General features: G+C 47.6%; 13 protein-coding genes. 6 read left to right on the top strand and 7 right to left on the bottom strand.

The genetic code is table 11. From position 1 onward, the window contains the following. Window positions 1-41: 41 nt before the first annotated feature. Window positions 42-1,481: a 4-hydroxyphenylacetate 3-hydroxylase family protein gene (locus ASF12_RS12905; protein WP_056035040.1), complete on the bottom strand. Its 1,440-nt coding sequence runs from the start codon at window positions 1,479-1,481 to the stop codon at window positions 42-44. 243 nt (window positions 1,482-1,724) lie between these two features. Between ASF12_RS12905 and ASF12_RS12900 the strand changes: the two genes are divergently transcribed. The 3 genes from ASF12_RS12900 to ASF12_RS12890 all read left to right on the top strand — a co-directional run bounded on the left by ASF12_RS12900 (window position 1,725) and on the right by ASF12_RS12890 (window position 4,983). Further along, a complete protein-coding gene (locus ASF12_RS12900; protein ID WP_056035037.1) occupies window positions 1,725-2,339 on the top strand; it encodes a TetR/AcrR family transcriptional regulator in 615 nt (204 codons plus the stop codon). 331 nt (window positions 2,340-2,670) lie between these two features. Beyond that, window positions 2,671-3,747, top strand: a complete 1,077-nt coding sequence (gene sfnG / locus ASF12_RS12895; RefSeq protein ID WP_056035034.1) for a dimethylsulfone monooxygenase SfnG — start codon at window positions 2,671-2,673, stop codon at window positions 3,745-3,747. A gap of 24 nt (window positions 3,748-3,771) precedes the next feature. Next, window positions 3,772-4,983, top strand: a complete 1,212-nt coding sequence (locus ASF12_RS12890; protein WP_056035031.1) for an acyl-CoA dehydrogenase family protein — start codon at window positions 3,772-3,774, stop codon at window positions 4,981-4,983. A gap of 75 nt (window positions 4,984-5,058) precedes the next feature. Here the strand turns inward: ASF12_RS12890 and ASF12_RS12885 are convergent, their stop codons facing one another. Beyond that, complete coding sequence (locus ASF12_RS12885; protein ID WP_056035029.1) at window positions 5,059-5,610, bottom strand: guanylate kinase; 552 nt, start codon at window positions 5,608-5,610, stop codon at window positions 5,059-5,061. Window positions 5,611-5,776: 166 nt separating this feature from the next. After that, window positions 5,777-6,670: a LysR family transcriptional regulator gene (locus tag ASF12_RS12880; protein ID WP_056035026.1), complete on the bottom strand. Its 894-nt coding sequence runs from the start codon at window positions 6,668-6,670 to the stop codon at window positions 5,777-5,779. Window positions 6,671-6,783: 113 nt separating this feature from the next. Here ASF12_RS12880 and ASF12_RS12875 point away from each other — a divergent pair, with 113 nt between their 5' ends. Together ASF12_RS12875 and ASF12_RS12870 are read left to right on the top strand one after the other, a co-directional pair. Beyond that, window positions 6,784-7,158 carry a CidA/LrgA family holin-like protein gene (locus tag ASF12_RS12875; RefSeq protein ID WP_056035023.1) on the top strand — a complete coding sequence of 125 codons (375 nt, stop codon included), beginning with the start codon at window positions 6,784-6,786 and terminating at the stop codon, window positions 7,156-7,158. Then, window positions 7,155-7,838, top strand: coding sequence for an LrgB family protein (locus ASF12_RS12870; RefSeq protein WP_056035020.1), 684 nt, complete (start codon window positions 7,155-7,157; stop codon window positions 7,836-7,838). Before ASF12_RS12875 ends, ASF12_RS12870 begins: the two co-directional genes overlap by 4 nt. A gap of 6 nt (window positions 7,839-7,844) precedes the next feature. Here the strand turns inward: ASF12_RS12870 and ASF12_RS12865 are convergent, their stop codons facing one another. After that, window positions 7,845-8,117 (bottom strand): hypothetical protein, encoded by a 273-nt coding sequence (locus tag ASF12_RS12865; protein WP_056035017.1) that lies wholly within the window; start codon window positions 8,115-8,117, stop codon window positions 7,845-7,847. A 356-nt stretch (window positions 8,118-8,473) separates the two neighbouring features. Between ASF12_RS12865 and ASF12_RS12860 the strand changes: the two genes are divergently transcribed. Further along, window positions 8,474-12,511, top strand: coding sequence for an S-layer homology domain-containing protein (locus ASF12_RS12860; protein WP_056035015.1), 4,038 nt, complete (start codon window positions 8,474-8,476; stop codon window positions 12,509-12,511). A gap of 127 nt (window positions 12,512-12,638) precedes the next feature. Here ASF12_RS12860 and ASF12_RS12855 read toward each other — a convergent pair whose 3' ends face one another. From ASF12_RS12855 to ASF12_RS12845, 3 genes are all read right to left on the bottom strand, one after another. Beyond that, window positions 12,639-12,968, bottom strand: a complete 330-nt coding sequence (locus tag ASF12_RS12855) for a hypothetical protein (protein ID WP_056035013.1) — start codon at window positions 12,966-12,968, stop codon at window positions 12,639-12,641. 547 nt (window positions 12,969-13,515) lie between these two features. Continuing rightward, on the bottom strand, window positions 13,516-13,857 hold the full coding sequence (cdiI, locus tag ASF12_RS12850; RefSeq protein ID WP_235533145.1) for a ribonuclease toxin immunity protein CdiI: 342 nt from the start codon (window positions 13,855-13,857) through the stop codon (window positions 13,516-13,518). A 31-nt stretch (window positions 13,858-13,888) separates the two neighbouring features. Next, window positions 13,889-14,986: EndoU domain-containing protein (locus ASF12_RS12845; protein ID WP_235533144.1), on the bottom strand; the 1,098-nt coding region annotated here is incomplete at its 5' end.

Raw genomic sequence — 14,986 nt, 5'->3', positions numbered from 1 at the left:
CCTCCTTTATTAAAATCGTTGCTTTATCGCAAACTTGTCATTCAGCGCTTGCTGCTTTCCTTAAGCAGCCGCCAGACGGGGTCTGTCAGGCTTTCCTTATCAAAGCCGAGATATTGGTTGGCATAAGCCCGGACGGGATCGCCGGCATAGAAACGCTCATACAGCTCATGCCGTGACCCGAGCGGACTTCCGACCAAATCCCAGGCCAGCTTGAACAACTGGACCTTCTTCTCGGCGCTGACGGAGGCACCCTCAAAATAAAGATGCATCAGCTTCGAGATGGGGCCATAAAAGTCCTCGACGCCTGCGGGTGCCTGCACAAACCCGCCGCCACCGACCTGCTGGACAATTTCAATGGCTCGCGGGTAAAACTTCGTTCCAATATTGCGAGCTGCATCAATGTAGGAAATATCCGGAACGAGCACGCCGGCAGCATCGGGCCGGGCCTGTGTCTCGGAGGCGATGACAAGCGCCTTCATGACCGAAATTTGTGTCAGCAGCTCCCCGAGCTTTTCCTGCACATGCAGAAAGCCATTGGCGCCAATCGCCTCCGCAATCGCGAATGCAATGCCGGTTACAAATTCGAGCTTGGCGACATAGCGCACAACATTTTGATGGAAAGCCAGCGCATTGGCTGTCTTGTTCGCTCTGAGCGCGAGCACCTTCTCGGAATCACCGTGCAGCAGCACCCTTTCCCAAGGAATGAGCACATCATCGAAAAATAGCACCGCATCCATCTCGTCATAACGGGAGCTCAAAATATGATTCTGCTCTCTGCCGTCCGCGAAGGATTCCCGGCACACAATATGCAGCCCTGGCGAGTTAGCCGGTACGATCAGCACATGAGCGTGCTTGCGCTCCTCAGACTTGAATTTAAGAAAGGAGAAAATGAGGAAATCATGGGTATAGGGCGCTCCTGTCGCAATCATTTTGGCACCCCGTACGACGATGCCTTCGCTCGTCTCCTTCACCACATGCAGAAAACGTTCAGAGATGCGGCTGTCTTCCAAACTGCTGGATCGGTCAATCTGCGGGTCGATAATGGCGGTGGTCAAAAATAAATCCTGATCCCGCGCTTTCTCATAATAGGCGGTGATTTTGGATTCGAAATGGGGATCAAGCTGACCCAGCTCGGATCTTGCCGCATACCAGCCGGTTACCATCGACCGTGCATAGTCGGACAGCCTGCTCATCATGCCGTGCGTTTCCTGTGACCAGAAGGCAAACGACTCGCTGCGTTTCGCAAGCTGCTCAGAAGTATAGGGCACAAGGAAGGAGCTGTGGGCATAGCGGTCGGTCCCTGGAACTTGAAAGCCGATTTTATCCCGCACTTCCGGGTCGTCGAGTTGATTAAATAAGGTTTTGATCGTCTCAAGCGTGCCTTTGAAGGCTGGATGGGCAGGCAAATCACTTAGCTTCTCTCCTCCAAGCCATACGCTTCTCCCATCATTCAAGCTTTGAAGAAAATGTCCTCCCCGCACTGAAGCTGGTCTCCTTTCATGGGTAAACCCTTGCTTTTTTAATCTCGCAAAAACCAATTGATTTAGTTTGATTTATTTATTATTATAGCTAGTAACCTGAAGGCAGCAACAAACAATCTGCCTGCTTTTATTGCTAAACCAACATTAAGCGGCCATATGTTGCCGTGCTTTGCCCATAGCCTATTTTTCCAACATATTCAATTCATGTGTCGGACTAAGCGGAGGAGGACTGAAGTTCATCAGATGGAACATTCAAACGCTCATTCTGTTGATCGCCGTATTCAACGCACGCGCCAGACGATTATCGATGCATTTGTGAAGCTCATGATGGAGAAGGAGTTTTCAAGCATTATCATTAAGGATATTACGGAGAAAGCCAATGTGAATCGCTCAACGTTCTATGCCCACTATTTGGATAAGTATGATTTGCTGGATAAAATCGTGGAACAAAAGTTTTCTGCCCTGCGCATTCTTATGGAGCATGAGCTCGCGAAGCCGGAGCGCGAGCAGCCGGGTTTTGAAGCGCCTGATCCTTATTTTCTCGCTTTATTCGAGCATATTGCGGACAATGAAAGCTTCTATAGCGCGATGTTTGCTAAAAAGCCGAGCGAAGCTTTCGGGGTGAAAATGGCAGATGTCATTCGGGAAAGCTGCTATGCCCAAATATCAGCGATGAGCCTGGAGAAGAAGATGATGGTTCCTATGGACTTGCTGCTCGATTATATGAGCGCATCCATTATGGGCATTATCCAAAGCTGGCTTGACCAGCGGATGATTTATTCCCCGCGTTACATTGCCCTCCAGCTTACACGCCTCTCCCTTTCGGGAACGTATGCGGCAATGGGGCTGCAAAAATAAGCTCACTACAGATTCAGCTGCAAAGTGGATTATTGTTTTGATCCCTGCTATTCCATACGCTAAATGTAGGATATCCAACAAATTCGCTATAAATGGCGGTTGCATTGCTAGCGTGATTAGCTATTATAAATATCAAATACGATTAATTTTATCGGAATTAAATGCTTTCTTTTTTTAAAAACGTTTCATTATCAAAAACTGCCGATTAGACCACTAAAGGCACCTGATTTAAGTAAAGCTTCAGGTGTCTTTTTCGTGCGCAAAAATTGGGCCGCAAGGAGGGATAGCGCAGGCTATCCTCTTGACTAAAAAATCAGTAGAGGTGAGTAAAATGACTTTGAAATTTGCTTATTGGGTGCCAAATGTAAGCGGAGGCTTGGTCATCTCCAAAATTCCGCAAAAAACCGGATGGTCGTTCGATGATAATGCGAGATATGCGCAGATTGCAGAAGAAGCGGGCTTCGAATTTGCGCTGCTCCAGACCCGTTTCATTGCCAGTTATGGAGCAGACAATCAGTTGGAGGCGATTAGTCTGGCTTCTGCGCTGGCGGCAGTGACCTCAAAGATTAAATTGATTGCGGCTGTATTGCCGGGTTTATGGCATCCGGGGACAGTAGCCAAAATGATTTCAACTATTGATCATATCAGCCATGGAAGGGCTGCCGTTAACATCGTCAGCGGCTGGTTTAAGGGAGAGTTTCATGGCTATGGCGAGCCATGGCTGGATCACGACGAGCGCTACCGCAGGTCGGAGGAATTTATCCGCGTGCTGCAAGAGCTGTGGTCGCAGGATGAAGCTTCCTTCCGCGGCGATTTCTACCGCCTTAACTCCGCACCCCTGAAGCCGAAGCCGAGCGTCATTCCACCCGTATTTCAAGGTGGCAATTCCTCGGCAGCACGAAAGATGGCCTCTCTAGTATCGGATTGGTATTTTATGAATGGCAATACGATCGACGGCTTCAAGGCGCAAATTGATGAGGTTAAGGCGGCTGCGGCGGCTAATAATCGTGAGCTGCGAGTAGGGGCAAATGCATTTGTCATCGTGCGGGATACGGAAGAAGAGGCCAGGCAGGTGCTGAGGGACATTATTGCGTATTCGGACCCCGAGGCTGTAGAAGGTTTCCGCAGTCAAGTGCAGTTCGCCGGGAAAGCCTCGCCTGAGAAGGAGGGGATGTGGGCGAACTCGGATTACAACGATCTGGTGCAGTACAACGATGGCTTTAAGACGGGTCTCATTGGCACGGCTGAGCAGGTGGCTGACAAGATCATCGCGCTAAAGGCCATTGGGGTGGACCTCATTCTGACCGCCTTTCTGCATTACGATGAAGACATTCAAGCATTCGGCGAAAAAGTGATTCCTCTCGTTCGGGAGAAGGAAGCAGCGTTGCTGAGCGTAGCATCCCAATAATAAGAAACTTAAGGAGAGATGAAGATGAGTGTACAAATAGCATCGACTGCAGACCATGTTAAGCCTGACTATGAGCAGCTAAGGGAAGAAATTCGCAGCTTGGTAGAAGCGGAGATTAAGCCAAGAGCGGAGACCACGGATAGAGAAGGCCGCTTTCCTAAAGAAAATCTGCAAGCACTGGCTGAAGCTGGCTGGAATGGCGTGTTGATCCCTGAGCAATGGAAGGGGCGCGGATTGGATCATGTCGCCTTCGCGATTGCGGCTGAGGAAATCGGCAAGGGCTGCCCTTCTACCTCGCTCGTATATGTGATGCATGTGGGCGCCGTCCAGACGATTGCGCTGTACGGCAACGACGATCAGAAGGAGCGCTGGCTTGTGCCGGTAAGCGAGGGGCTTGTAGGCACCTATTCAACAAGCGAGAAAGCATCGGGCGGTCATTGGTGGTTCAACTTCAGCGAAGCTTCCCGCGATGGGGACGATTATATACTGAATGCCGAGAAGTCGTTTACAACCAGCTCGGGCCAGGCGGATTTTTATGTGTTCCAGACGAGGACGCCTGGTGCGCAGACCCCTACCGATGTTAGCTTTTTCCTTGTAGATAGCAAGCTGCCGGGCATTACACCTGGCGTATGGGATGCATTAGGTGTGCGAGGCAACCATAGCGGCCCGATTACTTATGAGGGTGTACGGGTTGAGGCTCAGGACAAATTAGGAATCGAAGGACAAGGCCGGGAGATTTTGGAGAGCGGCGTATCTCCGGTATACCTGATTGGGCTAGGATCAACCTGGCTGGGCGTTGCAGAGGCTGCTCTGGAGGCTGCGACCGCTTATGTGAAAGGCATGGTTCACCGGGATTTCAATAAACGGCTGGCCGATTATCAAATTATTCGCCAGCAGCTGGCCGAAGTGAAAATTTTAATCGAAAGCCTTAAGCCGTGGCAGCAAGCATTGGCGAAGCAGCTGGATGAGCTGCAAGCGCAGGGCAGGCCGCAGGTAGAGCTGCTGCTGCCGCTGGTGGAATTTAAGGTGCATGCGGCCGAGGTGGCGAACAAAGCGACTAAAGCGGCATTGGATGTAACAGGAGGTTATGGCTACAAAAAAGGCGTATTCGAGCGTTTGTTTCGAGATGCCAGAGCTGGCATTGCGATGGGGCCTTCCAACAATATCGCAAGAGAGTGGATCGGCAAAGCGCTAGTCGGTCTGCCGCTGGAGCTGTGGCATGAGGGCGGAGACTAATCGAGAAGGAAGCAGCTTTTATTAAAATAAATAACGGGTACTGCTCTGATTGTAGAGCAGTACCCGTTTTTGTAATTATAAATGCGATTGAATCGCCTCGCGAATTTTCATCATCGTGCGATTCAGGTCGAGATTTTCCAGCACATGCTCACATTGCTTGCGGTAGACGACCTCTTCGGTGTAAATCGACATGTAGCTGTTGATAACCTCCGCAGGAAGCCCCTTCGCCTCCAGCCGCTCAATGACGGTGCGTTTCTCTACGTACAGGAAGATGCGGACGACTTGCTCGCCGTACAGCTTCTTGATCAGCGAAGCGCCATCGCTGTTGAGAATCATATACACATGCTTGCCCTCGCTCAGTAAGTCAGTAAGCTCATGAGTGCGGATTCCATAATGATGCTTATGGATAACGGCGGTTTCAATAAAATCGCCGCTTGCGTTCATCCGGTCAAATCGTTCTTGCTCAATATAGTGATAGTCGCGGTCAGGCGGCTCAGAATCTCGTGGAGGGCGTGTTGTGTAAGAGCTGACATGCTTGATGCCAAGTTCCTTGCCAATCCGGTGAGCCATCGTTTTTCTTCCAGATCCGCTAGTACCGGTGAAAATGAAGATATAAGGTCCAGCCATAGCCTGTCGCCTCCTTCATCGCGTAGAAATATAAGTCCATTTATAAGCTCATCTATAAGCTCTTCACTTAAAATGTCTTATATTTTAAAGATAGCATTCGACAAAAATCGCGTGAATCCTTCTTTATGGAAGAAGCCGCTATGATAATTTTCAATAAATTGGTAAATCAAGACCCCTTCGATTCAAAATAAGCCTTCGTAAACCGTATCCATTCTTGGGCGGCAAACGATAAATACCCGTCTCGACGCCAGATCATCGCAAGATTCCAAGGAATGACGGGATCTACCATAGCAATCGTGCGGATGCGGGACGTATCGAGTTTCTGGCAAATGGCTTCGGGCAGCAGAGCGATGCCGAGTCCAACCGCCACCGTTTCACAAATAAAATCCCACTGGGAGCTTTCGAGCATGATTTTGGGTTTAAAGCCGAGACGTGCGCATTCGTCTATGATGCGGGCATGCAGCGCGAAGTCCTCGCGGTACATAATGAACGCCTCCTGCTCAAGCTCGCGCAGCGTCAGCTTGCTGCGTCCTGCCAGCGGATGCTGGCGGTGCATGACGACTCTAAGGCTTGCATTTTGAACCGGAAAAACCTCGAATTGGTCATTTCTCACAGGCATCATGACAATCCCGGCATCAATGGCGCCGCTAGCTACTTCGGCCTCTACGGTCAGCGAGCCCTCCTCGATCAGCCGAATCGTCAGTCCGGGATAGCGCTTCACGAACAGGCTGACGATCTCAGGGAACATAATCGAGCTGATCATCGGCGGGAGGCCAATGCGCACCAGCCCTTTGCGAAAATCAGTTACATCGTTAAGCTCGTTTTGCAAGGTTTTGAACAGGCGGACAATATCCTGCGACTGGGCTACGATAGCTTGACCTGCATCGGTCAGCTGCACTTTTTTCCCGGATCGAATGAATAGGGGAGTCTGCAGCTCATCCTCCAGGTTTTTAATCATTTTGCTAATGGTAGGCTGCGTAATATGCAGTGCCTCGGCTGCTTTCGTGAAGCTTTCATGGCGCACGACCTCCAGCACATATTCCAAATGACGAATGTCCATTCAGGCACTCCTATTTTTCTGGCATAGATAATATCAATACAGATCATTCTAATTATTCATTTTACCTATGTCAATTCGCAGGTATACACTGGATGAAGGAAGGGGCTATACGCATGATAAGAAAAATAACACTTGGACTCGTCCAGGTTCTCTTTTTTGTAGCACTGTTTTGGACGCTTAATGGATTATCGGTTTGGCTGCATTTGAAGGTGCCGGGAAGCATTTTGGGGCTGATTCTCGTCTTTCTGCTGCTGCATTTTAGAGTGATCAAGGTGGAATGGGTCGAGCTGGGCTCGAAGTGGCTGGTGGCGGAAATGCTGTTGTTTTTCATTCCTCCTGCTGCGGGCATGATGCAGTTTAAAGATTTATTGCTGGGAAGCGGCGTGCAAATTTTGCTCGTTATTGTGGTGACTTCTATTCTCGTCATGGTGTGCGCTGGCGTAATGACGCAATTCGTAGCGAGCAGGAAAGAGCGGGGAAGAGGATGATGGCGCTGATCTATATTTTGCTGACAGTAGGCATTTATTGGGGAGCAAAGCGGCTTCATCGCTTGAAGCCCATGCTGCTGCTGTCTCCGCTGCTTGTGACACCGATTGCCGTCATTCTTATTCTGGCATTAGGGAAAATCCCTTATCAAAATTATAATGAAGGCGGCCATTTGCTCAGCAGCATGGTTGGCCCGGCAACGATTGCTTTGGCGGTTCCTATGTATAAGAATGCAGCTATTATGAAAAAGCATGTGCTTGAAATTATTGCGGGCGTTCTATCGGGCTGGATTGTCGGCATGCTGGTGGCGCTGTTGTTCAGCCGTTCGCTGAAGCTGAGCGATAGCCTGATTGACTCGCTGCTGCTGCGCTCGACGACAACGCCGATTGCGCTGGCCATTAATGATATGATCGGCGGCATTTCTACCTTGACGGCTATTTTCGTGCTGCTTACAGGCATCCTTGGCACGATTATCGGGCCGCTCGTTATTCGAATGGCACGCATTCGCAGCGATATCGCAAAAGGGGTTCTAATGGGGAGCAGCGCGCATAGCGCTGGTGCTCATAAAGCGTTTGAGTTTGGGCTTGTTCCGGGATCGATTGCGAGCATTGCGATGATCGCGACCGCCTTTATCTCGCTGGCGCTGCTGCCTTGGCTAACGGAGCTGTTCATGCATGGGTAAGTGAGCTTAAGGTCCGAAAAAAAGCACGGCGAGCGGTGAAAACATAAAAATGTACCAGCCGAACAGCAGGAAGTTGACCCATGCGACAGCTGCGTACCCAATGGATTGTTTTCTAGCCTGAAACGGGCCGCATAAGCTTAGAATTGAGCCTGCCAGGCTGCTTGCAAACCCAATAAGCCACTGCGAACCGAACAGCTGCTGCTTTGTCATTAAAAAATAGAAGGTTAAAAGTGCCATGAATGCGGCTAATAGGTTAAGCATACTGCGTGCTTTGCTCATTTGATCAGCTCCTTGCTGCGAGTTGCATATTTATTTTGTGAATGTTTGCAAAATTACGATTAGAGATAATTTATAAATTGAAATAATTTTATTTTAAGGCTACAGGCATGCATAAAATAGTACCATTTTTTTATGGTACTTAAATAATATGAAGATTTAGTGAACATTAATAGGGTACAAATGATTTAGTGCTAATGAATTTTATGGAAAACCTTTAATTTCGCCATATATCATCCGAATATACTAGTATGTGGGTCTTTAATACTCCTTTTTCCTAACTTTTTATAGGTATAAGGTTGTGTTTTGAAGTCTTGCAATACAGTAGGAGAAAAATATAGTGGGGAGATTGGGAAATCATGAAGAAGGCTTTATCCAGAAAGATCATTGCACTAAGCACAGCGTTTCTGACTATGTTCTCTGGCGTAGTTCCTGCACTTGCTGCATCGGCGGCAGAGCAAGGCGCTAGTTCGACGCCGACAACTGCAACGGCCGCATTTAATGACACGAACGGCCATTGGGGACGCAGCGCGATAGAGCAGTGGAGCAGCTACGGCGTCGTGAAGGGAAACAACGGTGCATTCCGTCCTAATGATTCGGTAACGAGAGCGGAATTCGCAACTATGATTAATAATGTGATGAAATATGTTAATTCAAAGGGTAGTTCATTTTCTGATGTGAGTACTAATCAATGGCACTACGATGCTATTGCCAAATTATATGCAGCTGGCGTGCTCAAAGGCTCTAACGGCAAAGCTTTGCCGGACAGCCAAATATCGCGCCAAGAAGCAGCTGTCATGTTGGCGAAAGCTTTTCAGACGGGGGAGCAAGCAGGGGTCTTAACCTTCAAGGATAGCGACCAAATTGCCGCTTGGGCGAAGGGGGCTGTTCAAGGCTTGGTTGAAAAAGCGGTCATTGGCGGCAGACCGGACGGCACGTTTCAGCCGAAAGCCAATCTGACACGCGCAGAGGCGGTTACGCTTTTTGATCATCTGGTAGAGGAGCTTATCTCTGTTTCCGGTGAATATTCGCAGGATGTGCAAGGGAATCTGTTGATTAATACGACGGATGTCTTTTTGAAAAATATGACGATCACGGGCGACCTGTATATTGCCCAAGGTGTTGGCGAAGGTGAAGTTACGCTCGACAACGTTACGATTACAGGTGGCGTGTATGTGCAAGGCGGGGGCGAGCACTCGATTATTTTTAATAATGTCGATGTAAAAGGGGCTTTGGTCGTCAATAAATATAACGGAAAGGTGCGCGTTCTTGCGACGGGCAGCACCTCTGTGTCGGTAACGATTTTGGAAAGCGGCGCTATGCTTGTAACGAAGGAGCTTACAGGGGGCGGGTTTGAAACGGTGGAAATTCCGGCAGATATTTTGGCAGGGCAGGAGATCAAGCTGGATGGCAGCTTCACGAAAGTTGTGAATCAGGCAGCGGACGTTGAAATTACAGCTTCCGGCAGTATTAAAGAGCTGGTAGCTGGAGCCGCAACGACTATTACAGGCGGTGCCTCGGTTGAAAAAGTAACGCAGGCAGGCGGCGCTAACTTCACCGTGACCGTAAATGGTGCGATCGTGCAGCCATCCGGCTCAACGAGTAGCGCTGGCGGCAGTTCAACGGGTAGTTCATCAGGTGGTTCAAACGGCGGAGGCAGCAATAGCGGCGGTCAGAGCGTTGCGGTTAGCGGAGTTACAGTTAATCCTGCACAGCTTTCGCTTAATGTGGGTCAGAGCAAGCAGCTTACAGCCTCGGTAGCTCCGGCAAACGCTGCGAATAAAAACCTGATATGGAGCATTGCGGAAGGCAGCGTGGATATAATCGCTGTGAGCGAGACAGGCGTTGTCACAGCCAAAGCCTTCGGTACTGGAACGGTTACGGTAACAACAGCGGACGGAGGTTATACGGCCAGCGCAATTGTGTCGGTTCTTCCACCGGCTTTTGGCATCAAGCTCGCGAACTATGAAGGAGCGCTCATCGCCAGCGAAACACAGCTAGAGGAGGCTGAGAGACAAAATAGCGCAAGCGTAAGCATCGGTGCAATTCAGCCGTCTCTCGTTGTCCAAAATCAATACAGCGCAGCGCTCACGGCTCAAGCGGCTCTGCAAGCAGACTCCGAAGGCGAACATGCCTTGTATGCCGTCATTAGTTTGACGGACAGTAATGGCCAGCTGTTGACAGATACTTCGAATGTGGGATTGACCGTCAACGATTCAACGTACAATCCTGTGTTTGGTGAAGGATTGACAGCGGAGCATCAGGAGGGAAGCTTTGTTCTGAAGCTTGCTATTGAACAGCCGGATGTGGTTACACCATTCAAGCTGGTATTGTCGAAGGAAGGTTTTTCTGACACAACGGTATGGCTGACTTATCGTCCGCTTGGCACGGTCGTCCTGCAGACGATTGGCGCAATTACAGGGGACCTTGCATTTGGAAGTGAGCTAACTGCTGGAACACTTCATTACGAGGGGGCACCAGCTAATCAAAATGTAGTTTACCAGTGGTATTCCTCAGATACAGAGCAAGGTTTTTATGCTCCGATTACAGGTGCTTCCTCTTCCAGCTATATACTCACGCCAGCGGAAGGTGGAAAATACATTCGGGTGCTTGCTTCTGCTGATGAGCAGCAAGTAAGCGGCTCGGCGCTAAGCCCAGCATTTGGCCCGGTAGAGAAAGCAGTCAATGCCGATGAAGTATTCGCGGGAATTGAGTCTGTCTATCTTGGCAGCAATAAAAGCAAGATGGGTGTTGTATCCAATCTGACGCTGCCAGCGGCTTTGCCCGCTTTCCCGGGCGTGACTATATCCTGGACGTCGGACAATGAGCAAGCGGTTTCGAATACGGGTATCGTCGCAAGAGACAGCCAAAATGACAAGTTCGCCAAGCTGACAGCGGTTTTGGGCGGCAAAGCCTTCGGAACGAAAGAATATGAAGTGATTGTCAGAGCGGTTGGAAGCAATGATGTCGTGATTGAAAATTTTATTGATCCCTATTTTGTTGCTAATTATCCGCAAGCTTATGTAAAGGATGGCACGATTCGCGTCAAGTATGCGCTAAATAAGCCAGCTGAACTGTATATGGTAGTTAATGCAATGAATGGACGCTGGAAGTCTGATGTAAAGGCTGTTATTGAAGGGCATGCGGGTGTGAATAACGACATCGTGCAAGGAAATGTGTGGCCTTACTTTAAGATTGAAGCAGCAGATGTCAATCAAGTGCAGGAATTTAATACTGGAGTAGCACCTTCCGCAGCAACTCAAGGAGAACTGCGAATTGAATTTGCTATTATGGATACGGTGAATCAGTATACGTCAAGCAAGGTCACAACGATTCTGTTTGATCGGGAAACGATAGGGGCGTTGGATTCCACTCCGCCAAAGTCGTATGACAGCTCTAAATTCATTAATAAATCGCGCGATACCGTCTATGTCTATTTCGATAAAAAGCTAGATAGCAGTGCTGTGCCTGCTGCGAGCGAGTTTGCTTTGAGTGCGGGCCAGATACAAGAGGTGAGCTTGCACAACTCAGAATCTCTTTATGGAATTGTTAAATCATACGTCAAACTTGGAGTAAGTGGCATATCGGAATCGGATGCTAGTGTACTTGCGATCAGTTATCAGGGTTCTACGCTGCGGGATCTAACGGATGCCCGAAATAAAGTGGCTGCTTTTTCGAATAAACGAATTAATTCGCTTTCCGTATATGCGGCAACTGTCAAAATCGGCTCGGATCGCAAGTCGGCCAAAGTCATGATTAATCCAAGCTGGAACCCCGATGATAACGAGATCAGAGGATTGACGAAAGAAGACTTTGTGATGAATATAGCGGGACAGGGTAGCTTCTCTCCGTCAAGCATTTCATATAGCTACTCATTAACGGATATGGCTTATCTTATTAAGTTTGATACCGCATTGCCGCAAGGAGATGCTGAAATACGCATTAATACAGCAGGAATAGTCGATTATGCGAAAGACTCTTACCCTATTGAGCTTGTATCCACCTCTGCTGTACAAATTGCAGAACCAGGCAGTCCTACGGCTGTATATACAAGAAGCACAGGACAGATTAAGCTCATTTTTGAGAACGGATATGAAATTGGCAACTTGGGAGTAGGAGCTGGTTTTGTATTAAAGGTAGATGGTATCGAATATGCACTCAGAGGCAGTATTTTGTTCCACACGAGTGGTTATGATAGCAATTCGCAGCTGATGTGGTCAGGTGTTGGAATAGACTTTACTGATCGTTACTCCGTAAGGTTTAGTGATGCCATTAATGCAGGTGCCGACATTCAAATCAAGTACGTCAAGGTGAATGGTGACAATAAAGATCAGTTGGGAGACGCAACAGGAACATTATTGCCAGACTTTGATTACGTTACAGTTGCTAAGCAGTAAAGGGGTTTGGAAAGAAGTCTTTTAGAAAAATGAACGTGCACCCGTTAGTTTGGAGGCCTTACAAATGGCGTTCAGGCTGCGGGTGTTTTTTTTGAATGGGGAAGAGGATTGGGGATGGATATAAGGCTTACCCAATAAACACAACAGCATTTTCACGTTGAAAAGCTTGGGGGAGTTCTTGCAGCAGCCTAGTAATTCTTTCAGATAATTTTGTGTGTTCCTCTTGCTCTAAATGTTGAGCTGCCCATTTTTGAATTTGATGAAGCTCGCCACAGATACTGGGCACATCCTCTTTCTCTACATTAATGCCTGTTGAAAAAATGGCAGTCCATTGTAAGTTTAACGATTGGATAGCGGGAAGCCAACACCGTTTGAAAAAAGCTTCAGTAGCTATTGGGATGAAAAAGCTTCTTTCAAAATCATTTTGCGGTTCAAGTATGAAGGCGCTGATTGTCATAGGTTTATTCCGCTCCCACTTTTTTTAATACGAGCTTTATTTTATAGATTATTGGTGTTTTTGAGGATTTGCCAATGTCTGTAACCAAAAAGAAGTGAAAGTTCGTGGAATAGATCGCGAGTATCCATGGGAAGATCGGCGCCAGTGAGACCTAAAAGGATGGTTCCGCCCACCCCGCCAGCATTGACTTCATCGGCGAAATCGGTAAAAAGATCAATTCTCTTTTATAAAAGAAAATCTAAATGCTTATTTCATCTTATGATTATAATTGATTCCAGTTCTTTATTGGCATGTTTGATAGCCGAAGGATTCTGCTTTTCGTATGCATCGACAGCTGAATTATAACTGTGATTGTTCTTCAACTGATCGAAATAATTCTTGCAAAAGCTTGTCTTATATTTTTTTGAACAAAAAGAAACCACATGGAGTTGTTATACTCGCATGTGGAATATTAGTTCAATTTGATTTACATGGGTTAGATGTGTTATTGGTTGATTGATGGGTTCGTTCGGCACTGGGTAGCCCCAATAGACCTCTTTACGAGAAACTAATGCAAATATCGTTTCCTAATACTAGACAGATAGTTCTCCAACTCATTACGGTCATCAGGAAATGCATCTACATAGTTTTTGCATGCCAGATTTAGATAATAATAAAATGTCACATAGTTTAAAATTACTTCTTCATCATGTACAGAGAACCTGACACCATCAAACTTTTCCTCATCTTCTTCAACATCATCTGGAAATGAACAATCTACCGCATTTATTCCAGTGCCAATGCCTACTGACATTTGCTCAACCGTCCTCATAAAGTTTGAACTAGGAACAGTATTAAAAAAAGCGATTACTGGAAAATGAATTTGTTCTAACAGATCTTTTTCCTGCAACTTACTCCTCATATTTATAAATTCCTCTCTACTAAAATTCCGGAAAAAAGGATGTTACTTTTCCATCTGAATCAGCATAGCCCATCCATTTAACACCATTGCTATCGTAACCTTCCCACTCTCTTCCCAGTTTCCCTTTAGAAAGAGCATTGTTTGCCGCCTCTTTGCCAAATTTAATATACTCCTCATCAGATATGACCTTTGGATCATAGATAGTTTTTACATATTCTTTTGCTTTCCATCCAGTAATTTCACCCGTTTTTCCATCTATGGAAGGGATTTGGTATGTGACTTTTTCAACTCCTGGCATTGATGGGTGCTTCTCAACATTCAATACGTTAACATCGTTCTTGTAGAATTCTACTTTATTGTGCGCACCGCCAATACCTCGGCTTCTAGGTACTTCAGGGTCAATGTATTTGATGTGACCTTCTAATTTAGGAGAATAGCTAGCTTTACCCGTCCCCTCAGCAATCTTAATCCCGAGTTCATCAAAAGCAGCAGCTTCATTATCCAGCTTCTTAATGAGCTTGCCGCTTTCATCAAGCACCAGATAGGAGCCATCAGGCAGCTTTTGAAGGACTTGAATGGCTCCAGAGCTTCCGGTATACTTCACGGCGCCCATCTTTTTGAGTTCCTTGACGACATCGGCGATGTCAGTGAGTTCGTCTACAAAACGCAAATTTTTAAGTGCGCCGACGACAGGGAAGAAGGATAACATATTTAACCCCGTTTCTCCCGCATGTCCCCAGCTCCACTCCCAGTTCGTGAGATTGTGGAATAAATCGCGGACATCCATGGGAAGATCGGCACCAGTCAGACCTAGAAGTATACTTCCGCCAACCCCGCCCGCGTTGACTTCGTCGGCGTAATTGCCTTTAAGGATAAAATCGCCGCTTGTTTTCCAGTAATCCCGGAACGACTCCATTTTGGTTTTGCCGTAATGCGCGAGACGCCAGGCRTCAAAGTCGAGYGGCATSGCYGAGCAGGGATCGTACACTTCACTTATATAATAGTGGTAGAGGGCATTYTCGTCCATCGTACGGCCTGTAATCAGAGTGCCATCCGGGAAAAATACAGGAAGGCTCCGTTGCCGAGCTTCCTCATAAGCGGCCAACCGAGCGCCCAC

Origin of the sequence: Paenibacillus sp. Leaf72, from assembly GCF_001422685.1 — a bacterium.
Lineage (GTDB): Bacteria > Bacillota > Bacilli > Paenibacillales > Paenibacillaceae > Pristimantibacillus.
The sequence above is the reverse complement of the archived record's forward strand: the minus strand, read 5'-3'. Positions and strand labels throughout refer to the sequence as shown.

Coding starts and splice junctions, on each gene's coding strand:
- ASF12_RS12900 (WP_056035037.1), top strand. CDS start 1,725: ATGGAACATTCAAACGCTCATTCTGTTGATCGCCGTATTCAACGCACG.
- sfnG (WP_056035034.1), top strand. CDS start 2,671: ATGACTTTGAAATTTGCTTATTGGGTGCCAAATGTAAGCGGAGGCTTG.
- ASF12_RS12890 (WP_056035031.1), top strand. CDS start 3,772: ATGAGTGTACAAATAGCATCGACTGCAGACCATGTTAAGCCTGACTAT.
- ASF12_RS12885 (WP_056035029.1), bottom strand. CDS start 5,610: ATGGCTGGACCTTATATCTTCATTTTCACCGGTACTAGCGGATCTGGA.
- ASF12_RS12880 (WP_056035026.1), bottom strand. CDS start 6,670: ATGGACATTCGTCATTTGGAATATGTGCTGGAGGTCGTGCGCCATGAA.
- ASF12_RS12875 (WP_056035023.1), top strand. CDS start 6,784: ATGATAAGAAAAATAACACTTGGACTCGTCCAGGTTCTCTTTTTTGTA.
- ASF12_RS12870 (WP_056035020.1), top strand. CDS start 7,155: ATGATGGCGCTGATCTATATTTTGCTGACAGTAGGCATTTATTGGGGA.
- ASF12_RS12865 (WP_056035017.1), bottom strand. CDS start 8,117: ATGAGCAAAGCACGCAGTATGCTTAACCTATTAGCCGCATTCATGGCA.
- ASF12_RS12860 (WP_056035015.1), top strand. CDS start 8,474: ATGAAGAAGGCTTTATCCAGAAAGATCATTGCACTAAGCACAGCGTTT.
- ASF12_RS12855 (WP_056035013.1), bottom strand. CDS start 12,968: ATGACAATCAGCGCCTTCATACTTGAACCGCAAAATGATTTTGAAAGA.